The 23,937-nt window shown below is 44.8% G+C and carries 30 protein-coding genes; 9 read left to right on the top strand and 21 right to left on the bottom strand.

What is annotated here, in order from left to right; genetic code table 11:
* Positions 1–92: 92 nt before the first annotated feature.
* Positions 93–266, top strand: coding sequence for a DUF2759 domain-containing protein (locus ACH32G_RS12270; protein ID WP_003153076.1), 174 nt, complete (start codon positions 93–95; stop codon positions 264–266).
* A 33-nt stretch (positions 267–299) separates the two neighbouring features.
* Here the strand turns inward: ACH32G_RS12270 and ACH32G_RS12265 are convergent, their stop codons facing one another.
* The 5 genes from ACH32G_RS12265 to ACH32G_RS12245 form a co-directional block, all read right to left on the bottom strand.
* The gene (locus tag ACH32G_RS12265; RefSeq protein WP_045926724.1) at positions 300–614 is read right to left on the bottom strand and encodes an MTH1187 family thiamine-binding protein; all 315 of its coding nucleotides are present in this window, start codon (positions 612–614) and stop codon (positions 300–302) included.
* Between the two features lie 5 nt (positions 615–619).
* A complete protein-coding gene (locus tag ACH32G_RS12260; RefSeq protein WP_448814402.1) occupies positions 620–1,657 on the bottom strand; it encodes a YqgU-like beta propeller domain-containing protein in 1,038 nt (345 codons plus the stop codon).
* Between the two features lie 72 nt (positions 1,658–1,729).
* Entirely contained in the window at positions 1,730–2,854 is a 1,125-nt protein-coding gene (locus tag ACH32G_RS12255; protein WP_448814401.1) for a M14 family metallopeptidase, read from the bottom strand.
* A gap of 81 nt (positions 2,855–2,935) precedes the next feature.
* Positions 2,936–3,898, bottom strand: a complete 963-nt coding sequence (gene glcK, locus ACH32G_RS12250) for a glucose kinase GlcK (protein WP_045926727.1) — start codon at positions 3,896–3,898, stop codon at positions 2,936–2,938.
* Between the two features lie 18 nt (positions 3,899–3,916).
* Entirely contained in the window at positions 3,917–4,141 is a 225-nt protein-coding gene (locus tag ACH32G_RS12245; RefSeq protein ID WP_016938954.1) for a YqgQ family protein, read from the bottom strand.
* Between the two features lie 197 nt (positions 4,142–4,338).
* Here ACH32G_RS12245 and nhaC point away from each other — a divergent pair, with 197 nt between their 5' ends.
* Positions 4,339–5,703: a Na+/H+ antiporter NhaC gene (gene nhaC, locus ACH32G_RS12240; RefSeq protein WP_448814400.1), complete on the top strand. Its 1,365-nt coding sequence runs from the start codon at positions 4,339–4,341 to the stop codon at positions 5,701–5,703.
* A gap of 76 nt (positions 5,704–5,779) precedes the next feature.
* On the opposite strand, the gene ACH32G_RS12235 is transcribed toward nhaC, so the two are convergent.
* From ACH32G_RS12235 to rpmG, 3 genes are all read right to left on the bottom strand, one after another.
* Positions 5,780–5,953 (bottom strand): hypothetical protein, encoded by a 174-nt coding sequence (locus tag ACH32G_RS12235; RefSeq protein WP_016938952.1) that lies wholly within the window; start codon positions 5,951–5,953, stop codon positions 5,780–5,782.
* Between the two features lie 62 nt (positions 5,954–6,015).
* Positions 6,016–6,570 (bottom strand): 5-formyltetrahydrofolate cyclo-ligase, encoded by a 555-nt coding sequence (locus tag ACH32G_RS12230; protein WP_016938951.1) that lies wholly within the window; start codon positions 6,568–6,570, stop codon positions 6,016–6,018.
* 78 nt (positions 6,571–6,648) lie between these two features.
* Entirely contained in the window at positions 6,649–6,798 is a 150-nt protein-coding gene (gene rpmG / locus ACH32G_RS12225; RefSeq protein ID WP_003153056.1) for a 50S ribosomal protein L33, read from the bottom strand.
* Between the two features lie 347 nt (positions 6,799–7,145).
* Here rpmG and ACH32G_RS12220 point away from each other — a divergent pair, with 347 nt between their 5' ends.
* Both ACH32G_RS12220 and ACH32G_RS12215 read left to right on the top strand, forming a co-directional pair.
* Positions 7,146–7,499 (top strand): hypothetical protein, encoded by a 354-nt coding sequence (locus tag ACH32G_RS12220; protein ID WP_016938950.1) that lies wholly within the window; start codon positions 7,146–7,148, stop codon positions 7,497–7,499.
* Complete coding sequence (locus ACH32G_RS12215; protein ID WP_016938949.1) at positions 7,496–7,960, top strand: endolytic transglycosylase MltG; 465 nt, start codon at positions 7,496–7,498, stop codon at positions 7,958–7,960. The genes ACH32G_RS12220 and ACH32G_RS12215 overlap by 4 nt, the downstream gene beginning before the upstream one ends.
* 95 nt (positions 7,961–8,055) lie before the next feature.
* Here the strand turns inward: ACH32G_RS12215 and pstB (ACH32G_RS12210) are convergent, their stop codons facing one another.
* From pstB (ACH32G_RS12210) to ACH32G_RS12170, 9 genes are all read right to left on the bottom strand, one after another.
* Positions 8,056–8,838 carry a phosphate ABC transporter ATP-binding protein PstB gene (gene pstB, locus ACH32G_RS12210; protein WP_188154565.1) on the bottom strand — a complete coding sequence of 261 codons (783 nt, stop codon included), beginning with the start codon at positions 8,836–8,838 and terminating at the stop codon, positions 8,056–8,058.
* Between the two features lie 11 nt (positions 8,839–8,849).
* Complete coding sequence (pstB, locus tag ACH32G_RS12205; RefSeq protein ID WP_016938947.1) at positions 8,850–9,656, bottom strand: phosphate ABC transporter ATP-binding protein PstB; 807 nt, start codon at positions 9,654–9,656, stop codon at positions 8,850–8,852.
* Positions 9,657–9,674: 18 nt separating this feature from the next.
* Positions 9,675–10,559, bottom strand: a complete 885-nt coding sequence (pstA, locus tag ACH32G_RS12200; protein ID WP_016938946.1) for a phosphate ABC transporter permease PstA — start codon at positions 10,557–10,559, stop codon at positions 9,675–9,677.
* Positions 10,559–11,488, bottom strand: coding sequence for a phosphate ABC transporter permease subunit PstC (gene pstC, locus ACH32G_RS12195; RefSeq protein WP_064777750.1), 930 nt, complete (start codon positions 11,486–11,488; stop codon positions 10,559–10,561). The genes pstA and pstC overlap by 1 nt, the downstream gene beginning before the upstream one ends.
* Positions 11,489–11,535: 47 nt before the next feature.
* Positions 11,536–12,438, bottom strand: coding sequence for a phosphate ABC transporter substrate-binding protein (locus ACH32G_RS12190; protein ID WP_016938944.1), 903 nt, complete (start codon positions 12,436–12,438; stop codon positions 11,536–11,538).
* Positions 12,439–12,591: 153 nt separating this feature from the next.
* Positions 12,592–14,742 carry a peptidoglycan D,D-transpeptidase FtsI family protein gene (locus ACH32G_RS12185; RefSeq protein ID WP_448814399.1) on the bottom strand — a complete coding sequence of 717 codons (2,151 nt, stop codon included), beginning with the start codon at positions 14,740–14,742 and terminating at the stop codon, positions 12,592–12,594.
* Positions 14,743–14,842: 100 nt separating this feature from the next.
* Positions 14,843–16,132 carry an MFS transporter gene (locus ACH32G_RS12180; protein WP_047475615.1) on the bottom strand — a complete coding sequence of 430 codons (1,290 nt, stop codon included), beginning with the start codon at positions 16,130–16,132 and terminating at the stop codon, positions 14,843–14,845.
* A 119-nt stretch (positions 16,133–16,251) separates the two neighbouring features.
* Positions 16,252–16,857: a superoxide dismutase SodA gene (gene sodA / locus ACH32G_RS12175; protein WP_016938941.1), complete on the bottom strand. Its 606-nt coding sequence runs from the start codon at positions 16,855–16,857 to the stop codon at positions 16,252–16,254.
* Between the two features lie 164 nt (positions 16,858–17,021).
* Positions 17,022–17,504 (bottom strand): DUF456 domain-containing protein, encoded by a 483-nt coding sequence (locus ACH32G_RS12170; protein WP_045926733.1) that lies wholly within the window; start codon positions 17,502–17,504, stop codon positions 17,022–17,024.
* Between the two features lie 157 nt (positions 17,505–17,661).
* On the opposite strand from ACH32G_RS12170, the gene ACH32G_RS12165 reads away from it, so the two are divergent.
* From ACH32G_RS12165 to ispG, 3 genes are all read left to right on the top strand, one after another.
* On the top strand, positions 17,662–18,426 hold the full coding sequence (locus ACH32G_RS12165) for a DUF1189 domain-containing protein (RefSeq protein ID WP_016938939.1): 765 nt from the start codon (positions 17,662–17,664) through the stop codon (positions 18,424–18,426).
* A 91-nt stretch (positions 18,427–18,517) separates the two neighbouring features.
* A complete protein-coding gene (locus ACH32G_RS12160; protein ID WP_016938938.1) occupies positions 18,518–18,820 on the top strand; it encodes a LysM peptidoglycan-binding domain-containing protein in 303 nt (100 codons plus the stop codon).
* Positions 18,821–18,952: 132 nt separating this feature from the next.
* Entirely contained in the window at positions 18,953–20,071 is a 1,119-nt protein-coding gene (gene ispG / locus ACH32G_RS12155) for a flavodoxin-dependent (E)-4-hydroxy-3-methylbut-2-enyl-diphosphate synthase (RefSeq protein ID WP_173363136.1), read from the top strand.
* A gap of 30 nt (positions 20,072–20,101) precedes the next feature.
* Here ispG and ACH32G_RS12150 read toward each other — a convergent pair whose 3' ends face one another.
* On the bottom strand, positions 20,102–20,479 hold the full coding sequence (locus tag ACH32G_RS12150; protein ID WP_087920773.1) for a DUF308 domain-containing protein: 378 nt from the start codon (positions 20,477–20,479) through the stop codon (positions 20,102–20,104).
* A 133-nt stretch (positions 20,480–20,612) separates the two neighbouring features.
* On the opposite strand from ACH32G_RS12150, the gene ACH32G_RS12145 reads away from it, so the two are divergent.
* Entirely contained in the window at positions 20,613–21,194 is a 582-nt protein-coding gene (locus ACH32G_RS12145) for a hypothetical protein (protein ID WP_448814398.1), read from the top strand.
* Between the two features lie 29 nt (positions 21,195–21,223).
* On the opposite strand, the gene ACH32G_RS12140 is transcribed toward ACH32G_RS12145, so the two are convergent.
* Together ACH32G_RS12140 and ACH32G_RS12135 are read right to left on the bottom strand one after the other, a co-directional pair.
* The gene (locus ACH32G_RS12140) at positions 21,224–21,634 is read right to left on the bottom strand and encodes a Fur family transcriptional regulator (protein ID WP_007612627.1); all 411 of its coding nucleotides are present in this window, start codon (positions 21,632–21,634) and stop codon (positions 21,224–21,226) included.
* Positions 21,635–21,757: 123 nt separating this feature from the next.
* Entirely contained in the window at positions 21,758–22,639 is an 882-nt protein-coding gene (locus ACH32G_RS12135; RefSeq protein WP_016938935.1) for a YitT family protein, read from the bottom strand.
* Positions 22,640–22,757: 118 nt separating this feature from the next.
* Between ACH32G_RS12135 and ACH32G_RS12130 the strand changes: the two genes are divergently transcribed.
* A complete protein-coding gene (locus ACH32G_RS12130; RefSeq protein ID WP_045926734.1) occupies positions 22,758–23,012 on the top strand; it encodes a DUF2624 domain-containing protein in 255 nt (84 codons plus the stop codon).
* A gap of 28 nt (positions 23,013–23,040) precedes the next feature.
* Here the strand turns inward: ACH32G_RS12130 and ACH32G_RS12125 are convergent, their stop codons facing one another.
* Positions 23,041–23,934 carry a deoxyribonuclease IV gene (locus ACH32G_RS12125; RefSeq protein ID WP_045926735.1) on the bottom strand — a complete coding sequence of 298 codons (894 nt, stop codon included), beginning with the start codon at positions 23,932–23,934 and terminating at the stop codon, positions 23,041–23,043.
* Between the last annotated feature and the right edge of the window lie 3 nt (positions 23,935–23,937).

Genomic DNA, 23,937 nt, shown 5'->3' with positions numbered 1-23,937 from the left:
TGCGGCTGGGAAAACACTATCGACAAACAAAATGAAAACGGTTAAAATAAAATGGAAAGATTTTCAGGTTCCAATGACAAAGGGGGAGCATGATGTTACTTGTTGTAATCTTCGGCCTTGTCGCATTATTAGCTGTGTTAGGAGTCCTGCGGGCTGTCAGACAGAGAAATATACTGGGATTTTTGTTAGCCGCCGCCACACTGGGCGTGTTCGGCTGGTTTACCGTAATGACCGTTGTTACAAGCGGATATCCGACTGCACATTAAAAGCCTGTATCCATTAGGATACAGGCTTATTTTTTATTGCTGCAAATGTTTGCTGACACTTTTGATTTTGCTCTCCAGCGTCGTTTCTTTATCACGCCTGTCATCAATGCGGATATTGGTCGCCACTCTGTGCAGCCCTTTTTGGAACGGGGCTTCGTGGATCTCCTGAATGACCGCGAACAAGTCGCTCAGCTCCCCTTCAATCAAAGTGTTCATCGGTGTGAGCTGAAATTTGATTTTGCCGGCTGCTTTGTAGCCTTCCAAAATCTTTTGCACATCCGCTACATACTCACTGACGCTCGGTGTTTTTGTTCCGATCGGAATAATTGTCACATCTGCGATTGCCATTTGATTCAAACTCCTTTTTCATTTGTTATGATTGGTTCTGTCAGTCCTGTTTTCAGTGAAATCAGACGATCATACGTAAAGCCGTATAAAGCGTATTCCCCGTTCGGAGAGATCTGAATCGGTTCCATTTCCGTATTGTTAAGCACCGTCCGCTCCCGTTTGTCCCCCAAGTCAAAGCTGATCAGCCTGTATAACCGGCCCTCCGGCTTAAACGTGTAAAACCGCTTGTGGATCTGATCGTAATCATATTCCATCGGCGCAAAGCTCTCATACTTTTTTTGAAGAGGAAAGCGGTGTGTCACGGATGCCGGCTTTTGGAAAAGGAACTCGCCGTCGCCGTCCGGTTTATCCGTTTGTCTGACGGCAAGCGTCATACCCGGGCGGGAATCTGCCCAGATGACATGTTGAAGCACTCTTTTTTCTTTTGCCGTCTGCAGATCATAAGAATATAAAGGGCCCTCTTCCTCCGTTTTTCCTTGCTTAATATATTGAAATTCATCGGAGGACGTCCAATGGACAAAAGGGGCCTGAACGGGACTCATTTTTAAAATGCCGCGTTTCATATCGGCTGTATAGGCTGTGAAGTCCCATGTTTCAGAAAAAACGGTAATCATCATTTGGTACGGGTCATATGGATTCCAAGCCGTCTCCAGCTCATAAGAGTTAAAGGCTTTGTGATAAAGTCTTTTCCCCTGCTTGTTCATGAGCACAAGCTCAGTCTGTCCGCTGTTTGTCACTTGAACGAGAATCAGCTTTTTTTTCAGGCTGATCTTTACATTGACAATATGGCCCTTTGTTTCGCAGAGCGGTTCGGATTTTCCGCTGAAAAGGTCATATTTCATCAGCTGATTATGTGCTGTATACAGAATGGTCCTGTTATCCAGCCATCCTTCCGTTTTCTCCGCTTCATTTTTACTGAGCGGAACGATTTTTTGTTCTGCTGCTTTTGCTGAGACGTCTGTGTCAGGCTGCTGATGAGATGGTTCACAGGCCGCTAAACACAGAACGAACGCGGACAGCAGAACACAACACAAGTATCTCACCAGCCTTCCCCCCATTCTTTTCTATTGTCCCATATTTGTTAATATAAACAAATGAGAAATTTCACAGATGTCTCAAAAAACAAGCGCCCTCCACAATATTCCTTCCGTCGCTTGATAAATATCCGAAAACTGATGAAAAGGCAAAGGATTTTTCCCCTTCCCGAGCTCAACGGTATAGCCCTCTTTTCCGTATTGCTGTATAAACCAATCCCTGAAACCGGCATGGCTGTCAATGGTTTTTACACCTTGATAGCGGTTTCCGCTTATCGCTTCGAACTCCCGGATGACCTCACATGATTGCTCCGGTTCACATCCTTCGTACCCCCAATAAATCTCTTCTCCCTGTGTATGAAGCGCGATCAGCCTGTCAGGCGGCTGCTCCGTTATCAGCCGGTGCATCGCCTGCGCCTCCGGTTCAGTGAGCGGCGCCGTGCCCGGAAAATCACGGTACGAGGGAGCCTTCGGTTTGCGCCTCTGTTCAATCTCCCAATTCGATGGGAAATGTTTATTTAAATCAACGCCGTTTATATTCGCCTTCCATTCGCGGAAATCCGGACGGTGCTCATTTAATTCATTGAGAAATTCATTTTTTTCTGATAAATCTTCACATCCGTAAAGTACGAGATCCACACCGTCAGGATTTACGAGCGGAACGAATGATAAGGATGTCCGGCTGAATATATCAATAGCGGAATGTCCGAAAACCGTTTTATTTTCGCATAATGCCGCGCAATATTCTTTGCACCATTTAATCGCAACTGACGTGGTAATCCATTCATTGGCATGAAAAGAGGCGTTTACATGCACGTTTCTCTCGGCCGTATCTGCGCCTATTCTCAGCTCATAGAGCGGTTTTCCCAAAACGGAACTGCCGATTTTACGGCACATGACAAACGGAAAGACCTCCGTTATTTTCTCAATTTCTTCATAAACCGATTGAGAGCCGTACACCTTTTCTTCCTTCACCCATTGATCAGCGGAAAGAACGCTCTCACAGTCCCGGATGTATTGCGAAAGCCCGCTAAGCGTTTCTATCGGACATTCTGGCTGACCGCTCACGAGGAAGCCGGGACAAAATAATTCATCACTTTCCGCCGCTTTATTGGCTTCTTCCAGCAGTTTTTCATCAATTGAAAGCACCTGTGCGACATCTTTCATACGCCGTTTCATTTCAGGTTTGACACGAATTCTCGCCATGTTCATCCCCCTTTTTTAAAACTATATGACAGGGGAGATAAAAAAAGAAAGCCGCCCGCTACATGGGCAGGCAGACTTTCTCTAGCAGTTTTGATATTTAAGCCATTCATTTTTGGCAATCCACGCTCCGCCGATGACTCCGGCGTCATTTCCCAGTGCCGCAATCGAAATATCGGCCGCTTCCGCAGAACGCGGGAACGCGGTGATTTTGAAGGTCTCTTCCACTTTTGACCGCAGTATTTCGCCTGCTTTAGACACGCCTCCGCCGAGCACGATTTTCGTCGGGTTCATGGCGCTTGCCAGATTTCCGAGCACGAGGCCTAAATGTTTTGCGACATAATCAACGACTTCAAGCGCAGTTTTATCCTGCTGTTTTGCCGCATCGAACACGTCACGTGCCGTCAGATCACTCACCTGCAAGAGCGAAGAGTCGGAAACCGACGCAAGTTTTTCTTTTGCGATGCGGACGATGCCGGTTGCGGACGCAATCGTTTCGATACAGCCGGATTTTCCGCAGTTGCACGGAGCTCCCCCTTCCGGAATGCTGCAAATATGACCGATTTCTCCGCCGGCCCCATTTTTACCGTGTACGATTTCACCGTTGACGATGATGCCTCCGCCGACACCGGTTCCGAGCGTCACTAAAATGACATCTTTGGCTCCGTCACCTGCGCCTTTCCACATTTCTCCGAGCGCCGCGATATTGGCATCGTTTTCAATAACGGCCGGAATACCCGTTTCCGCCTCCAGATGGTCTTTCAAAGGATAGTTTTTCCACCCCATATTAGTCGTCTCATAAACCATCCCTGTCGCTATTTCCACGGGTCCGGGCGCTCCCATGCCGATCCATTTCAAGATTCGTTTCGGCTTGTTCAATTCTTCCAGCTTCTGGTCAAGCGCTTTTGCAATCGTGACCGTTATAGTGTTTCCTGTCTTATCGGTCGGAACCTCCCATTTATGCTGGATTTCACCGTACATATTGATAAAGGCCAGCTTGATAGTTGTTCCCCCAAGATCAATCCCCGCAAACCATGTCTCTTCCATAATGATCTCCTTTTCTTATTAGATCCTGCTGTTGTCTCTTCTTTTGATCCTCTCAGATTCCTGCTGTAGAACTCCGGAGGCCTTCAGCCATAAGTCTCTTTCAATCACGTTTGACAAGTACATTTCCTTTAATTCATCTTTCATAAAGTCAATTTCAGCTTGTCTGTCACCGAAATACACGATATGTCCGAATGACTTAAACAGCTGCTGTACGTCATAAAATGAATTCATCTTCTTCACCATTTCTTTTCTTCTCAGTATAAGCGTATTTCATCTCTAAAGCAGGCGTCAAGTAAAAAACAATTGGATAAAATTCACTTGTGTCTTTTTGGTAAAATCTATATTCATAATTGTAAAAAAACACTCATTTATGCGTTTTTCTGTTACAATACTTTCGTGCCCAAAAGCACAAAAGGATTAAAGTTTGATGGGGTGTTGTTTTGAAACAAGAAAAAAGGCTGACGTTCATTTCAGCCATCGGTTTATTTGTTTTAATGTTAGCAGTCATTATTTCCTGCCTGTTTTTCTTTCATACGGAGCCGCATATGCCGCTGTTTTTTTGTGTCATTATTCTGTCTCTGGCAGGTTTGCGGCTCGGTTTCTCGTGGGGCAGTCTTGAAAAAGGAATTGTCAGCGGATTGAAAAACGGTGTACAGCCGATTATCGTGCTGGCTTTGATCGGTATGCTGATCGGCGCCTGGATGTACAGCGGGGCTATTCCCGCCGTCACTGTTTACGCTTTATCAATAATACAGCCGAGTCAGCTGCTATTGACCGCATTATTTTCATGCATGATCATCAGCACACTTGTCGGCTCAAGTCTGACAACTGTCAGTACAATCGGCGTCGCGCTGTTAGGGGTGGCAAGCGCGGCGGGAGTTCCGCTCGAATGGACGGCGGGAGCAGTCATTTGCGGGGCCTGTTTCGGTGATAAAATGTCACCGATGTCCGACACGACGAATTTTGCCGCCGGTATCGGCGAAATTCCGATTTTTAAGCATATCCGCCATATGATGGGCACGACCGTTCCGGCACTTTTGATCACAATCGTTCTTTTTTATATTCTCGGTTCATCCGTTTCAATAAATGCCGCTTCAACGCAAAATATTGAGGCAGTCATTTCCGGAATTAAAGATGCCGTGCACGTTACGCCTTGGTCGCTTCTTTCACCTCTTTTGGTGATCATTTTGGCGGTCAGGCGGGTTTCTGTTATTCCGGTGCTTACCGCCGGTATTATTTCTGCAGGGCTTCTGACTGCCGTTTTTATTCCTGCCAGCAGCATTCAAGGATTTATATCCGCCCTGCAAAGCGGCACGGCTTTTAAAACCGGCGACCAGGCTGTAGCCAGCATTATCAACAGAGGCGGACTCCAATCCATGATGGGATCAGTATCTCTGATTATGATCGCCTTTGCGCTCGGCGGCCTGATGGAAAAAACAGGCCTGATCGCAGCGCTGCTTCAAGGATTGATAAAAGGCGTGCATACGAAAGGACGTCTTGTCATGGCGACCGTCTTCTCAAGCATTGGAGTAAACCTTGCGACAGGCGAGCAATACTTGTCGATCTTAATTCCGGGTCAGTCTTATAAACATTTATATGACAAGCTCAGCATTAAGCGGCTTCACCTTGCACGATCGATTGAGGACGGCGGAACATTGATCAATCCGCTGATTCCTTGGGGAGTAAGCGGCGCTTTCATGGCAAGCGCGTTAGGGGTTTCTGTCATCGACTACCTGCCGTTTACCTTTTTCCTGTACATTTCACCGATCATTTCAATCCTTCTCGGTTTCCTGAAAAAAAACTGACATTACGAGAAAAACCTGCCGTCATTACAGGCAGGTTTTTTCATGCAAAAAATCCCGCTGAAAAAACGGGATTTGTTTAAAAGGCCTGCTGAATGAACTTATTTCTGATAAACGGTATTTTTAAAAAGAGATGAATAAACGACCGTCTGATCCCCGGCTGGCTGAGCACGGTGTTCATCAGACGGTAGCGGTTTTGGTAAACGGCAAAAACAGAGACGGCGCATAATGAGTAGATCAACAATTTTTTCATTTTATCCCTCCTGCCCCTATCGTTTGTCAAACAGCGAGAATTATTCGGATGCAAGAAGTTTTTTATGCGATGGTTTCAGATTCTGTCACGATCATATCGACCGGAATATCGTGGGGCATGCGGGGGATGCGGTCTGTCAGCTGGCAGTCGAAGAGGAGCGACACGGTACGTCCTTCATAACCAGTCAGAAAGCGATCATAATATCCGCCGCCATATCCGATTCTGAAGCCTTCCCGGTCAAAAGCCACACCGGGTACAATAACAAGATCAATGTCTTTTTGAGCCGCTTTTTCAGTCAGGCTTTCGATCGGTTCACTGAGACCGGCATATACGGTTTCCAGCTGATCATCCGCAGAAAATGTACGGAATTCCATCGCTCCCGTCTGGGGGAAGCATTTCGGGATACAGACTTGTTTTCCCTCTTTCCAAGCCTGTTCAATAATCGGCCGTGTCGGAATTTCCAAGCGTTTCGAGATGGTGACGGCAATCATGCGGGCTTGTTTCCATTCTTTTAAAGAAAACAGCGTTTTGTACATGCTGCGGCTTTTTGCCTCCCATTCACTTTCTGTTATGCCGGAAAGCTTTGCTTTTATATCGGTTCTGATTTGTGCTTTCACGTTTCTCAAACCTCCCTGAAAGACAAAAAAGCCAGAACTTTATTGAAAGCTCCAGCTTTTTCCGCCGTTTAAAACAGCTTATTTTGTTTCACGGTGTAACGTAGATTTTTTATCACGTGGGCAATATTTTTTAAATTCAACGCGGTCCGGATTGTTGCGTTTGTTCTTTTTAGAAATATAGTTACGCTCACCACATTCAGTGCAAGCCAAAGTAATATTAACGCGCATTATTTTCCCTCCAAACTAAATATCATTTACTTATTCAGACTTATACATAATACCACTATAATGCACGGAATGCTAGAGCTGATTTACATGAAATGTTGTTTAAGTGCAGAAAACATCAGTTTATGTTTCTGATCCTCTGAATGACCTTGCGCAAGACGCATACAAAAAATGACGAAACAGGACAAAAAAGGGCTTTCATATGCGAAATCTATAGAGAAATATCCGTTTGCCCCCCGAATAAAAAAGATTTTCCGACAAAATTCTGTTTTTTTCTCTATTTCCTTTAGAATGGCGGCGTTTTATGGTATAAAAAAGAAGGGCAAATTAATAATAGAAGGTGATGAAACGTGGAAATTGCTATTATTGCGTTGTTTATCGTCAGTATAGCGCTTATTGCATTCTCATATTCTCAAAGAGATCCGATGAAAGACGTGGAACAGGAGCTTGAAACGCTTCAGCTTTCCGCCATGCAGGAAATTTACAAGTTAAAAAAGAAAATGACGGTGCTTGAAGAAGAATTGCTGGAAACCAACCTCGTCATCCGCAAAACCAAAAGCAGCGGCATTAACCAAAAAATCGCCAAACAAATCATTTCAAAATATAACAACGGGATGTCTGCCGAAGCCATCGCAAAAGCGGAACACGTGTCTGTCGAGGACGTCAATACCATTATTAAAGATAATGAGAAGGTGCTCGTATGACAAAACGGGGCATTCAGGCTTTTGCAGCAGGCATGATTTTAGCGACGGCCGTCCTCGCCGCTGTCTTCTATTTGACTGACCATGACCAGGCAGCTGCCGTTAAAACTGAAAAAACAGCATTGACAGAAAAAGAAGTAAACAGCTACCTCGACTCTCAGCAAAAAGTCTCCGTCAAACGGGATGACTATCAAAAACTGCTTGACGCTAAAGAAAAATCGTTAAACAACGATCAAAACACGGACGCCAAAAAGAAAAAGGTCACATACAAACTTACGATCAAAGACGGAATGAGCACTGCTGATGTGTCATCCATCCTTGAAAAAGAAGGAATTATTCCTTCAGCGAAGGACTTTAATGATTACGTCATCGACGCAGGCTACCACAAAGAAATCCGCGCCGGCCATTTCAAAGTCGATTCAGATATGAGCTTCAAAAAAATCGTCAAAACATTAACCCGCTAAAAAAGCTTGCAGGCATCGTCCATTCATGGATACGGCCGGCAGGCTTTTTTAATAGGCAATTTAAAACGGGCCCGGTCAATGGCCGGGCCGTTTTTTCATCCGAATTTTCCGGTGATATAATCATGTGTTTTTTGATGATCCGGCTTGGAAAAGATTTTGCCCGTATCGCCGCGCTCTACAAGTTCACCCATATAGAAAAACGCGGTTTGATCAGAAACTCTCGCAGCCTGCTGCATGTTGTGCGTCACAATGACAATGGTATACTTCTCTTTTAAGGCCAGAATCAGCTCTTCTATTTTCCGGGTGGACACGGGATCAAGAGCAGACGTCGGTTCATCCATCAATAGGACATCCGGTTTTGTGGCGAGCGCCCTTGCGATGCACAGCCGCTGCTGCTGTCCGCCTGACAGGGAAAGCGCCTGCTGATGGAGACGATCCTTCACTTCATCCCAGAGCGCTGCTGCCTTTAATGATTCTTCGGCGATTTCATGCAGTTTCTTTTTATTTTTTTCGCCATGTATTCTCGGTCCGTACACGACATTTTCAAATATGGACTGCGGAAACGGATTGCCTTTTTGAAACACCATACCGATCTGCTTTCTTAATTCTGCCGCATCCGTCTTTTCCTTCAGCAGATTGCGCCCGTTATAAATCATATCGCCTGTCACTTTGACATTCGGAGCCATTTGCAGCATTAAGTTTAATGTTTTAATAAACGTGGATTTCCCGCAGCCGGACGGACCGATGATGGCAGTTACCTTCCGCTCCTCAAACCCGATCGTAATATTTTTCAAGGCCTGATGAGCTCCATACCATACGTTCATGCCTTGAATATCAAATAGATTCTGTGTGTGCACCGCTTCTTTTACAACGCTCACGGTCCTTCCCCCTATCCGAACTTTCCGTTAATATAGTCATCCGTCTTTTTCTCTTTAGGACTAGTAAAAATCTGTTCTGTCTGTCCGTACTCCACCACTTCTCCGTTTAAAAAGAAAGCCGTGCGGTCAGACACCCTCAGCGCCTGCTGCATGTTATGCGTAACGATAACAATCGAATAATCTTTTTTCAGTTCTGTCAAAAGCGTCTCGATTCTGGCGTTTGAGATGGGATCCAGAGCTGAGGCCGGTTCATCTAAAAGAAGTACGGCAGGTTTCATCGCAAGCGTCCGGGCGATGCAAAGGCGCTGCTGCTGGCCGCCTGATAATGAAAGAGCCGATGAATGAAGACGGTCTTTGACTTCATCCCAAAGCGCAGCTTTCGTTAAGCTTTCCTCTACCGCTTCGTCCAAAACGGCTTTTCTTCGTTCACCCGCATACTTCAGCGCATGTGTGATGTTATTGTAAATGGATTTGGGGAACGGATTCGGTTTTTGAAACACCATACCGATCTCCCGTCTGAGAGACACGACATTAATCTCTTCCCCCAAAATATTCAGTCCTTCATAAAGGATTTCCCCCTCGCTTCTTGCAGAAGGGATGGCATCGTTCATTCTGTTGATCTGCCTCAGAAATGTTGATTTCCCGCAGCCGGACGGGCCGATCAGAGCCGTCACCGCATGTTTTTCAATATCCATATTCACACGCTTAACCGCTTGTTTGTCTCCGTAGTAAATGGACAAATGATTCACTTCCAAAATCGACGACTCCGGCGAGCGCTCTGTCTGTTCCGCTTGTTCCCTGACGATGTGATCAATCATGTTTTCGCCTCTTTCCGATTAATTTGCCGTAAGCTTTTTATAAATGGCAGATCCGAGCCATCTTGCACAAAGATTAAACAAGAGCACTGAAATCACCAGCACTGCCGAGCCGCCGTTTGCTATTGCTTCTGCATCGGGAATGATCCCCTGGGTATTGACGCTCCATATATGAACCGCCAGCGTCTCAGCCGGCCTGAAAATATTTAATGGAGATGCTTCAGAAAACGGGTTTAAATCGGTAAAATTCAGCCGCGGCGTTGTCAGCCCCGCTGTAAATAACAATGCCGCCGCTTCTCCGAACACTCTTCCTGATGCCAAAATGGCTCCGGTTAAAATCGAAGGAATCGCGCTCGGAATCAGCACCGTTTTGACGGTATGCCATCTCGATACGCCTAAAGCGAGAGAAGCTTCTTTCAGTTCTTTAGGAACTGCAGTGAGCGCGCCTTCTGTCACCCGGACCATTACGGGAAGGTTAAAGACCGTTAAGGCGAGTGCGCCCCCGATAATCGTGTATCCCCACCCCGTCAGGTTCACAAACATCAGCATGCCGAACATCCCGATGACAATCGACGGAAGCGACGACAGAACTTCAATACATGTTCTGATAAAATCAGTGATTTTATTTTGCGGCGCATATTCAGCCATAAAGACGCCGCCCCCCACACCAAGCGGTATCGTGATCAGCATGGTGATGAACAGAATGTAAAAGGAGTTAAAAAGCTGATCCCGTATCCCGCCGCCTGACGCGATAGCGCTTGATTTTGACGTAAGAAAATGCAATGTGATTTCCGAGACGCCGTGAATCAGAATATACAAAAACAATCCTGCTAAAATCGCCGCAATCACAGCGGCGCATAAACCGAATACACCGGTGGCCAATTTATCCGTTATTTTCCGGTTCATTATACTTTCCTCCTAGATGACAAGTAGCGTATGAGCAGTATAAACAGAAACGACATGATAAGAAGAACAAGCCCCATCGACCACAGCGTATTATTTTCGATACTTCCGTATGTGGTATGGCCCATGTTTAACGTGATAATCGTCGTTAATGTCCCCGCCGTATCAAGCAGGCTTTCCGGGAGAAGCTTTGTATTTCCGATAACCATCTGTACGGCGAGAGCTTCTCCGAACGCTCTTGCCATTCCAAGCACGACAGCGGTCAGCAATGTCGGAAACGCCGCCGGGATAAGCACTTTCCTGATTGTCTGCCATCTCGTCGCACCTAGCGCATATGAACCGTCACGAAGATGTTTCGGTAATGACGCAAGCGCATCAGCGGAAATCGACGTAATGGTCGGCAGAATCATCACCGAAAGAACGATCGTTCCCGCCAGAAGACTGTGACCTGTTCCACTTGATTTAAAAGATCCGATAAACGGAACCAATACTGTAAGACCTATGAATCCATAAACGACGGACGGAATGCCGACAAGCAGCTCGATTACCGGCTGCAGCACTTTTTTTCCCCAAGTCGGCGCAATTTCCGTCATAAACACGGCACCCGCAATCCCGAGGGGCGCCGCGATCAGAGCGGATAGAACCGTGACCGCGAATGATCCGAAAATAAAAGGCAGCGCGCCGAACTCAGGCTTTGCCTGGGTTGGATTCCAATTCAGACTTGTTAAGAATTCAATCGGGCTTACACCATTTTCAAAAAAAGATTGCAGCCCCTTTATGCCGAGAAAGATTGTGATTGCCGCTGATGCCGCAATGATAATCGCCGCACATACAGACACAATCACTCTTCCGCGGACTTCATCCAATTGCCTGTTTTGTTTTGAGCTTATTAAGCGTTCGCTTACAGACTCTTTTTCTCTGTGATTTATCATTTGTTTACACTCCTATAAAGAAGAAGGACGGGGAGCCCGCCCTCCCCTCAGCTTTGCTTGCCTTTTGCGTCACGTGTAACTTTCATATCAGAGATCGGAATGTAGCCCTGATCTTTCACGATACTTTTCTGTACTTCATCGCTGTTCAAATAGTCAAGAAATGTTTTGGTCAGGCCAGATGCTTCACCTTTCGTATAAGAGTGCTCGTAAGCCCAAATCGGATATTCGCCTGTGACGACATTTTTCTCTTCGGGTTTGATGCCGCCGATTGATAAAGGCGTTACTTTGTCATCGTTTATATAAGAGAAAGCCAGATAACCGATTGCTCCCGGTGTTTCCGCAATGATTTTTTTGACTGTATTGGAGGAATCCTCTGTGATGCCCTCTGCAGGTTCCGCTCCGTCAAGCGCGTATTTGACGAACGTAGCGCGTGTGCCTGATGAATCAGGACGGTTGACGAGTGTAATCTTTTGATCTTTGCCGCCAAGCTCTTTCCAGTTTTTAATTTTGCCTGTAAAGACGTCTGCCAGCTGTTTTTTGGTTATATCCTTTACGCCTGCACCCGGGTTGACCGCAGCCGCCATCGCAACTACCGCTACACGGTGATCATTCAGGGCTTTCGCATCAATGCCTTCTTTTTCTTCGGCAAAGACGTCTGAGTTGCCGATTTGCACTGCGCCTTCAGACACTTGTGAAAGACCTGTTCCTGAACCTCCCGCTTGCACCTGCACATCGGCATCCGGATGTTTTTCCATAAACTTTTCCGCCGCTGCCAGTACTAACGGCTGCATGGCTGATGAACCAGAAATGGTTAAAGAACCTGATGCTTTTTTATCCTCACTTGCAGATTGGCCGTCCGTCTTGCCGCTTTCCTTTGCATTTCCGCATGCTGCAGCGACGATCATAACAGCAGCCATCAGAAGCATAAGCATCCATTTGTTTTTTTTCATTTCCTGAATTCCCCCTGCGTTTAATGTGTAATTTGTCCTACACGTATAGAGTAAAGGGTTCGTGTAAAATGCGTATAAATCGAATGTTAAGGTTTTGTAAATCCGGATGTTTTTTTGTATAAAAAAAACGCCCACAGACTGTGAGCGTTTCTTCTATCCGTTATTTGTATTGCCGTTAGCAGCGTCTTCCTGAATTTTATCTTCGTTTTTCTGCTTCGTATTATTATCTTCTTGTTTCTTTTTCAGCTCGAAGTATTTATCCAGAACTGCTTCCCCAATGTCATTAGTTATAGAATACCTGTCATTATAATCTTCATAAGCCCATGGAACCACTACCGAAATAGCAACTTCAGGATGATCTGCAGGAGCATAAGCCACTAAGGTTGTGTTATAAGTAGAAGCACCAGTTCTTGATTTTATAGGTCCATCATAGAAAGCTTGTGCTGTTCCAGTTTTACCGGCAGGGTGATAACTTTTATTAGCAAAATTTGCTCTCGCAGTCCCTTGAGCTCCATTCATAACAAGTTTAAAACCTTGTTGAACACGTTTAATTTCATTTTCCGTCATATCAAGACGGTTCATCACTTCCGGATTAACAGATTCAACGACGGCCCCGATACCTTTTTTGGAAGGTTTTCTTACTTCTTTCACGACTTGGGGCTTCATACGATAGCCGCCATTAGCAATGGTCGATACATACTGAGCCATTTGAAGCGGAGTGTATGTGTCATATTGGCCAATCGCAAAATCAAGCAAGAAACCTGACTGTCTTTTAGTTCCCACATATCCTGTAGCTTCGTTAGGCAAATCAATTCCTGTTTTTACCCCTAAACCGAATTCACTGAAGTAATAACGAAATTTATCAAATGCGCTGTAATCAAGCGGCAATGGATGTCCTGATATATATTTACCCTTACCAATTGCAATCGCAGTTTTAAACATATAAACGTTAGATGAGCGCTCAAGTGCAGTTAAATCATTTATCGGCCCCATTACACTTACCGATTTTTTAGGAGGAGAGTCTTTAATATTTAAAACTTCATCCGTAAATATATTTCCGATTTTAATAGCACCTGTTTGATAACCCGTTAACAGTGTTGCCCCTTTTACAGCTGAGCCCATGTTGTACGAGGAAGTCATTGTTCCTAGTGCATAATCATCAATTTTATATTTGCCGTCTACTTGTTTAATCTGTTTACCCGCCATTGTAAGCACTTCTCCATTACGGGGATCCATCATTACGACAAATGCTCTGTCAAGCAACTGTGTACTCGGTCTTGCCTTTGCAGCCCTTAAATTTTTCTCAATAATTTTTTCAACGTCTTTTTGCAATTCGGTATCTATAGTAAGCACTAAATCATCCCCGGCTTTACCTTTTGAAACCGTTTCTGTATCTGTTACGTTTCCAGAGGAATCTGTCACACTTCTCACTTTTTCTTTTTGTCCCTGCAACAGATTTTCATATTGATACTCTAAATAACTTTTTCCTACTCTGTCATTCCTGCTGTAGCCGAGTGACAAATAATGCTCAAGAAGATTTGAAGGGAGTCCCTCATTGGAGCTCGAGACACTGCCGAGAACTGATTTCAACAACCCTTTATTTGGATAAGACCGTTCCCAGTCAGACGTCACGTCAACCCCCGGAAGCTCATCTAAATGTTCGCTGACGACGGCCATTTCTTTTGCTGATACTCCTTCATTTTTGATGTATTGAGGCGTCAGTGAGTAGCCTGAATCCATCTGCCTTTTGATCGCGAGGATCTGCATATCTTTTGAAGTGAGTTCATTCAGCTGTTTGTCCGTGATGCGTTTCAGCTGGAGCTGGTATAAATCATCATCAGACAGTTTTTTGTCTTCAGCTTTTTGCTTTTCTTTGGCCGTAATCAGTTTTTTCGCTTCATCAGGCCTCGTTAACATCCAATAGTCTTTTTTATCGCGTTCAGTCACCTTTTTGGTGCTTACCTTAATCATACCCGACAGTTTTTTTGCGATTTTCAAACGCTGTGCCTGGGTGGTTGAGGCTGAACGTGTATATGTAATCGCATTTAATGCTTTATTCGTTACGATGGGATTAAGGTTCCGGTCGTATATTTTCCCTCTCGGAACAGCTGTGCTGACATCAGACTCTTCTTGCTTATTGGCGGCGTTTTTATAGTCATCACCCTGAACGATCTGCTTGATGCCAAGCTCGACGATAATCCACGTGAAAATAAGAAACGCGGCCAAAAACAAAAAATTAAGCCGGATCGGCAATGATTTTTTCTTTTCTTTGCTTACTGCTATTTTCTTTTTATTTCTCCTCATGACATCACCTTTTCTTATTTACAGAAAGAAATGACACCTTTTGTTCAGGTGCCATTTTCATTCTAAAGGTTTTTTCGATAATTTTCTACAGATAACCCTTTTATCTTTCTCCTTTTATAAAATTCGGTTCACCCGCCTGTTTTTGTCGGTCCTCTTCCACTGTTTCATCAGAAGTTTCCGTATCCAGTTTGACGTCTTTAATAAAGTAATAAATCAGCGGATGACCGGCTCCGAGCAGCACGAGCGCCGCCGGTATTCCCACTTTTTCCTTCAGCAATGTAACGATCAAAAGAAAGCACAGGATGGAAACGATCCGGCCTGCATTTAAAAACAATTCCCTGAGCACGATGTACTCAATTCTGGCCTTTCTGGCAAGCCGCGCCCGGCCTATTACATCATATGTAAGCGAGACATACGGCACGAGCAGAACAGGATAGCCGATCGCAATAAACACTCCGTATATAAGAAGCGTCGTAAAGCTCATATGAAAAATAATGAGAAACAGGGCGCCGTACACAATCAATCCGCCGATAAGAATCGCCTTTTTACGCGATCTTTTTTTGATGAGCCTTGATGCAAAATAGTAAGCAAAAAAAGAAACAGCGGAATTGACGAGACCGAATGTCCCGAGCGCCAGCTCACTGTTTGTCGCAATGAACACAAATACGCTGATTAAAAAAACAAAAATCCCTTCTCTCAACCCTTGAAAAAAGTGCGCGTTTGTAATCCGGCGCCAATTCAGATTCGTGTGACGCTCATCATAAACTTTTTTCAGCATAAACCGGCCTTTCGACTCTCTCCGCTTGAGAAAAAAGCTCATGACCACGGCAAGGGCAAATAAGCCGAGCGACAGGCTGAAAATGACTGTATAACCCGTATTGTTTTGAAGTCTTGAGATGACAAACCCGGCCACAATCGGGCCGATCATCCCTGCCGACGAAGATAAAATGCCTAAAAATCCGTTGAAAAAATCTCTCGTTTCAGGTTCCGTAATTTCGAAAGTCAGCACATTAAAGGCCAGCCAGTAAAAACCGTATCCCACTCCGAGCACGGCACCGATCAAAATGAGGCGGGAAGCCGCATTTTCCCCGGCAAGGAGCACACTTAAATAAAAAGCCGCCAAAAAGATAACACCGAACCTGAGAATAAACACCCTGTCAATTTTTTTAGCCAGCCGGCCCGCCAGAAGAAAGGTAATCGGCTGCATCGTCACGACCGATAAATTGTATATGGCCAAATCAATGAATTTCCCTGACTGTTTCCATAAATACACATTGACAAATGTATTTGACAGCGCGATGCCTAATGAGTAAAGGCCGCCAATCGTCAATAACAGCAGCAGACCTTTATTTACTTCGATGTCGCCGATAATTTTTTTTATTTTGCTCATCATTGACTCCCCTTTACTACACATTAGTCTGTCTCACTCAAACTGAGATATGTAAAAAGGAATCAAAGTCAATAAAAAAACAAGGCCTCCCTCGGGAGACCTTGTTTGATCAGAACGATTTATTTTGCTTCGCTGTAAAGACGGGCAACTTCATCCCAATTTACAACATTCCAGAAAGCTGAAATGTAATCAGGACGGCGGTTTTGGTAGTTCAGGTAGTAAGCGTGCTCCCAAACATCAAGACCGAGGATAGGCGTTTTACCCTCTGAAAGCGGTGAATCTTGGTTAGGCGTGCTTGTAATTTCAAGTTTGCCGTTGTTTACAACAAGCCAAGCCCAGCCGGAACCGAAACGGCCGGCAGCCGCTGCAGCGAATTTTTCTTTAAATTGATCGAAGCTTCCGAACGTGCTTTTGATCTCTTCAGCAAGCTCACCAGTCGGTTCGCCTCCGCCGTTTGGAGATAAAAGAGTCCAGAATAAAGAGTGGTTTGCATGTCCGCCGCCATTGTTGCGGACAGCTGTGCGGATATCCTCCGGCACTGCGTTTAAATCAGCGACAAGCTCTTCTACAGATTTCTCTGCAAGAGCTGATCCTTCGATCGCTTTGTTCAGGTTTGTAACGTATGTGTTATGGTGCTTCGTGTGGTGAATCGTCATTGTTTCCTTATCGATATGCGGTTCTAAAGCATCATAAGCGTAAGGCAGTTCTGGAAGTTTGTAAGCCATAATTTTTTCCTCCTTTAAATATATGTACTGAAATGCCGCTTTTAGCGAACTTTTCTAATCTCAATGTAACAAAAGAAAGCATGGTAATCAATGAAAAAGCTCACAATCCGACGATTCCAGCAGACATATTACACTTTATCCGTTCACGGCCGAAATTAAACCTTCTAAAGCACCGTCCATAAGAAGTATCCAATCATAAAGAGCTGAATGACTCCTTTGGCCGCGACGCTTGTTAAAAAGCCGATTAACGAGCCCAGTCCCACTTTTGCCGCAGACTTGATATCCTTTTGATGAACAAATATCTCAGCGCAGACAGCACCGATAAACGGGCCTAATATAATGCCTGCCACGGGAATAACGAAGGGCCCGATCAATAATCCGATCGTGCTCCCCCAGATCGCCGCCCTGCTTCCTCCGTACCTTTTGATGCCAAGTAAGTTTGACACATAGTCAGCTGCGAATAAAACGGCCGCAAATACCGCCTCAATGAGCCAAAAGAGGTAAGAATAAGGACTGAAAGAAAACAGAAATCCGTAGAGGAGAAAACCGGCCACGATAAATATAACGCTTGGGATCACCGGATAGACAAGACCGATGAAAGCAATGACGAAGACCGCAATAATAATCAGCCAATACAAAACACTCATGATTTAAACACCCTCCTTTGTTTTACGGAGCATTACTGCTTCCGTTTTGTCTTAATATGTATGATTCCTTACCGCCGCTTTAAATACTCTCACTTGTGTTCATCTCCGGTGAACGATACAATAAGCAACATATACCAGTTTAGGCTAGGAAGTGAAGATGTTGAACATATTTACGGCTTTATTGAAAAGTACATACTCTCCGGCAGATATTGCAAAAACACGGTTTCAGGGGATAGGAAAAGCGATCCTTTATGTATTTTTGCTGTCTGTCCTTTTTACGCTGCCGAGCGCTTATTACCTTTGCTCAGGCACCGTAAACTCAATGAACGGTTTCAAAACCGTGTTAGAAAAAGATTTCCCTGATTTCAAAATTTCAAACGGTGAATTGCAGACGAAAGCTTCCGCCTCTAAGGAAACGGAAGCGAACGGTTTTGTCATCGTGTTTGATCCCACTGATGCGTACGGCGCTAAACAAATAGCGGCGAAACAAAATGCGATCGGCATTTTGAAGAATAAAATGGTGCTTGCAGTAGACGGACAGGCGACAGAAATGAATTATTCATTAATGCCTGCTGATATCACTAAAAGTGAAATCATATCAGCTTTAAACCAAAATAAAACGATGATCGTCACCGTCCTTTCCGTTTTGCTGTTCATTATGACGGCGGCCGGCAAATTCATTGAAGTCTCATTTCTCGCCGTCATCGGCCTGATTATAAAAAATGCGCAAAGAAAGACATTGAATTATCAGCAGCTTTGGAAGCTTTCAGCTTATTCCATTACGCTCTCCACCATATTCTTTACGATTATGCGCGCGCTTGTCATTACGGTGCCGAGCGAATTTTTAGTGAATTGGTTTGTAAACTTTATCATCCTTTTCCTCGTCTTAAAAGAGATACCGCCAAGAAAGACTGCTGTGTAACAAAGACCGCCCCGGCGGTCTTCTTTTTTTGTCATGAACAAAATGGGACAAGCATACAATGAAGTAAACATGTATGCGGGAGGCGGTTGGAATGAAGCGGCTTACTTTTGTATTCGGCAGTTTATTTGTGATATTTATTATCTTTTATGATCTTAAAATCGGCACGATCCCTTCTCAAGGCCTTCCTGCATACGCTGCGGCGGCTCAGCCTGCAAATCAGGAAACATCATACAGAACGGTTACGGTCAAAAAAGGTGATACGGTAATGTCGATCGTCGGCGCACATAAAGCGCCGGATGATATTGTACAAGATTTTGAAGCGCTGAATCCGAATGTGAAAGCAAACGCCATTCAGGCGGGCACCGCTTATAAATTCCCCGTCTACCGTAATTAAACGTTAATTTCTTGTCAGTTCGGCAAATACACTGTTACAATATAATATGTAAATAGAAGTTGCCTGACATGTAAAAGGCTCAGCCTGCAGAAGCGGTAACTACAATTAAGGAGCGATTGACAAGTGAGTGAAATCACACATCGTACAAAAACGCGTCCCGTCAAAGTGGGACCTTTAACAATAGGCGGAAATAACGAAGTCGTCATCCAAAGTATGACGACGACCAAAACACACGACGTAGAAGCAACAGTGGCGGAAATCAACCGTTTAGCCGAAGCCGGCTGCCAAATTGTCCGGGTGGCATGCCCTGACGAACGCGCGGCGAACGCAATTGCCGACATCAAAAAACGAATTTCCATCCCTCTCGTTGTCGATATTCATTTTGATTACAAGCTCGCATTAAAAGCAATTGAGGGCGGCGCCGACAAAATCAGAATCAACCCCGGTAATATCGGCCGCCGTGAAAAAGTGGAAGCGGTCGTAAAAGCGGCTAAAGAAAAAGGAATTCCGATCCGGATCGGCGTAAACGCGGGATCATTGGAAAAACGAATTCTTGAAAAGTACGGCTATCCGACTGCTGACGGCATGGTTGAGAGTGCGCTTCATCATATAAAAATCCTGGAAGACCTTGATTTTCATGACATCATCGTCAGCATGAAAGCGTCTGACGTCAATCTCGCCATAGAAGCATATGAAAAAGCGTCAAAAGCATTTGATTATCCGCTCCACCTTGGGATTACAGAATCAGGCACGCTGTTTGCAGGAACGGTAAAAAGCGCGGCTGGACTCGGAGCGATATTAAGCAAAGGAATCGGAAACACGCTCCGGATCTCCCTGAGCGCCGACCCTGTTGAAGAAGTAAAAGTAGCCAGAGAGCTGCTGAAATCATTCGGTCTCGCTTCAAACGCGGCTACGCTTATTTCTTGCCCGACATGCGGACGGATCGAAATTGATCTCATCAGCATCGCAAATGAAGTCGAAGAATACATTTCTAAAGTCAAAGCGCCGATTAAAGTAGCCGTTCTCGGGTGCGCCGTTAACGGACCGGGCGAAGCAAGAGAAGCCGATATCGGTATTGCCGGCGCCCGCGGCGAAGGACTTCTTTTCCGCAAAGGCCAAATCGTCCGCAAAGTCCCTGAAGAAACAATGGTCGAAGAGCTGAAGAAAGAAATCGACAAGCTGGCAGAAGAACACTATGCAAAGCTTGAAGCAGAAAAAGCAAAAGCAGAACAAGAAACACAAAAAGCTTGACGGATAATCCGCCAAGCTTTTTTTTGCGTGTTAGAAAAACGGTGTAATGAAGATGCCCAGCACAAGGGAAACAATACCGATTCCCATCGCCCAGCCGCCTAGAGCGCCCGCTCCTCTTCTTCTGGCGATATAGCCGACGATAATGCCGCATGCCCCTAATAAAACTGGGAGCACGAACAGGGAGATGATAGAAATAGCCAATGCTGCATACCCTATACCCCGGCCTTCGCTTACTCCGTCCCGGTTATCATCGCGGTCTGCTGCTCGGTCAGAAGCACGATATGGCTCTGAAATTTCGGCCGCTGTCTCTTCTGAATAAACATCACGCGTGATATCCGTTCCTTCCGATCCATGATCCACATAGTAGTCGTTGCCTTTTCGATTTTCGTAATCGTATGCCACCTTCAATTCCCCCTTTTTCTTTTATGAAAGGAGCTTTTTTAGTTTCCGCGTTTTTCACGGAATCATGTTTGCTAAACTTTGCTGGTATTGTCAATTGTTTATGTTACACTTGAAGGGATGAAAATATAGGAGTGTGGACATGTTACGGTTAGGTATAGATATTGACGGCACGGTTACGGCACAGGATACATTTGTCCCTTATTTAAACCGCTCATTTCATCTTTCCATTACCTTGGATGATATGACTGATTATGATCTGACCAAGCTTTTGAACATTACAGCTGAGGAGTTTTGGGAATGGATGAATGTTCATGAAGCAGCCATATATAAAGAAGCGCAGCTCGCGGAATTTGCGAAGCAGGCGCTGGACGGACTGAAAGAAGAGCATCGCCTCATTTACATTACGGCAAGACGCAGCCACTTAGAAGATGTCACGCTGGACTGGTTTGCAAACCGGAACGTTCATTACGATCACATTGAGCTTGTCGGGAGTCATCACAAAGTGGAGGCCGTCAAAAAACACGGCATTGACCTGTTTTTCGAAGATCACCACGGCAACGCGACAATGATCGCAAAAGAAGCAGGCATTCCGGTTATCCTTTTTGATTCCCCTTATAACCAGCTCCCCACCGATTCCAATATTATCAGGGTGCAGAATTGGCTTGAAGCCGTCGCCTGGATCAATAAAAACAAACACAGCCTTCAGCATGTCAGAAGCTGAAAAAACCTCCTGCTTATACAGGAGGTTTTTTATCGGCACGCCGGACAGGTGCCGTAAATTTCAAATTTATGACCGCTGATGTCATACCCTTCCAAATCATCGTGAAGCTTATCCATCGGACAGGACTCAATTTCCTTCGTTTTCCCGCAGGTTAAACAGATAAAATGGTGGTGGTGATGGGTATAAGAGCATGTAAAACGGAACAGTTTTTCCCCGGACAGCTCCGTCGTTTCTAAAATACCGAGTTCTTCATATAACGAAAGATTTCTGTATATGGTATCAAAGCTCAAACCCGGATAGTCGTCGTTTAATGCGGCAAGCACGTTTTTGGCCGTCAGATATTTATCAGAATCAGCAAAAAGCTGCAGCATGTCTTCTCGCTTACTCGTATATTTATACCCTTTTTCTTTCAGCAGGTTCAACGCTTCTTGGACGTTCATGAGGACCTCCCCTTTACAACACGGTATCGCTCCAAAAAGAAAATGGCAGCTGACTGAACAGCAGGCCATTTTCTTATGCTGTATAAAATTATACCTATAAAATGACGAAAAGTAAACGAAAGCCTAGTGAATCGCGGTTTTGAACTTACCGCCCCTCGTTTCATGGGTATTCATGATCGTAATAAATGCGTTTTTATCAATTTCAAACACAATGGATTTCAATTTAGTCACTTCAAGCCTTGTCACGACCGCGTAAATGACTTCTTTGGTTTCATCCGTATATCCGCCTTTTCCCTGAAGCTTGGTAGTTCCCCTTCCAAGCCGGTGCAAGATCGCGTCTGAAATTTCCGCATACTGGTCTGCCACGATAATGACCGCTTTTGTTTCATCGAGACCCTGAATGACGGCGTCAATCGTTTTCATGGCAATATAATAAGTCATGAAAGAATACATTGCCTGCTCCGGACCGAACACAAAACCGGCCCAAATAAAAATAAACACATTGATGAGCATAACGAATTCTCCGACTGAAAAGGGCAGCTTTTTTGTGAGAAGGATACCGAGTATTTCAGTACCGTCCATCGAGCCTCCGTTTCGGATGACAAGGCCTACCCCGAAACCGAGCAAAAGCCCGCCGAATACCGTCGCCAAAATAGGCTGGGTCGTAAAGGCCTCCACATGGTGCAAGGAGGATTCAATCAGCGCTAAACCGACGATTCCGATAACCGTAGAGATGAGAAATGTTTTTCCGATATATTTATATCCGAAAATCATAAATGGAATGTTGAGTAACACAACGAATAAGGCGAAATTGAGGAGGGGATTGGACATAAAGAGGTGGTCTAAAATTAATGAAACACCGATAATGCCTCCGTCGATAAAATTATTAGGGACCAGAAACAATTCAATACTTACGGCGGCTGAACCCGCCCCGATCAGAATCATGATGACCCTGAAGATAAAGTGTAAAAATGATTCTTTTTTGTGCTGTTTATTTGGGGTCATAAAATCTCCTTTCCTGTAATAACTATTTTAAACAGTAAGCAACTTCATTTTACCATTAAAAGCTGTAACATTTTAATAATTTGCTCAATACATTATGTCTAAAGAGGTGAAAGTATCGATGATTTTAATACAAAGAATTATTTTGCAGCGGCTCAATCAAGCCACTGCGGACGACCTGCTGAAATATTCAAAGCAATACGGAATCAGCATTACGAGAAGTCAAGCGGCTGAGGTAGCGGCTCTGATGCACGGAAAAAACATCAATATTTTTGATGAACAGGAGCGGCTTCGCCTGCTGAAAAAAGTGGAAACGATTACCTCAAAAGAAACGGCTCGGAAAGTTGACGAACTTTTCAATCAATTTACAGGGTAAAAAAGGAGGGGCAATTCCCCCTCCTTTTTTATTGAGCTGATATTTTTTCAAGAAGCTCCTTGTCAAACTGCTTTTCTTTCAGCATTTCAATTTCAAAACGGTACGGCGGCTTCTTATTTTTCTTGTCTTCGCCTACATAAGGTGTTTCGAGGATTTTCGGAATATCGGCAAGCTGCTCGTGATGAACAATGTACTGCAGAGCGTCAAAACCGATCTCTCCGAACCCGATGTTTTCATGACGGTCTTTACGGGCTCCCCTGATATTTTTGCTGTCATTCACATGAAGGACTTTTATCCGGTCGATGCCGACGATTTTATCAAACTCATTAAGAACGCCGTCAAAATCATTGACAACATCATATCCTGCATCATGGGTGTGACAAGTGTCAAAGCAGACGGAAAGATGTTCATTATGTGTGACGCCCGCAATGATCTCGGCAAGCTCTTCAAAACTTCTTCCGCATTCTGACCCTTTGCCCGCCATTGTCTCCAGCGCAATCTGGACGCTTTGGCCCGGATCAATCACTTCGTTTAATCCTTCAATGATCTTTTTGATGCCCGTTTCAGCACCGGCTCCGACATGCGCTCCTGGATGAAGCACGATCTGTTTCGCGCCGATCGCTGCCGTTCTTTCAATTTCAGAACGCAGAAAATCAACGCCCAGCTCAAACGTTGCCGGGTTTGTCGTATTTCCGATGTTAATGATGTACGGCGCATGCACGACAATGTCACCGATGCCGTTTTCCTTCATATGGGCGCGGCCCGCTTCAATATTCAAGTCTTCAATTTTTTTGCGGCGCGTATTTTGGGGAGCGCCCGTATATATCATAAATGTGTTCGCCCCGTATGAAACGGCTTCCTTGCTTGCGGCAAGGAGCATATGTTTTCCGCTCATTGAGACGTGTGAACCTATTTTCAGCAACCC

Source organism: Bacillus sp. CIS52, from assembly GCF_053545315.1.
Note: the sequence above shows the minus strand (reverse complement) of the source record. Positions and strands in the feature narration are given on the sequence as shown.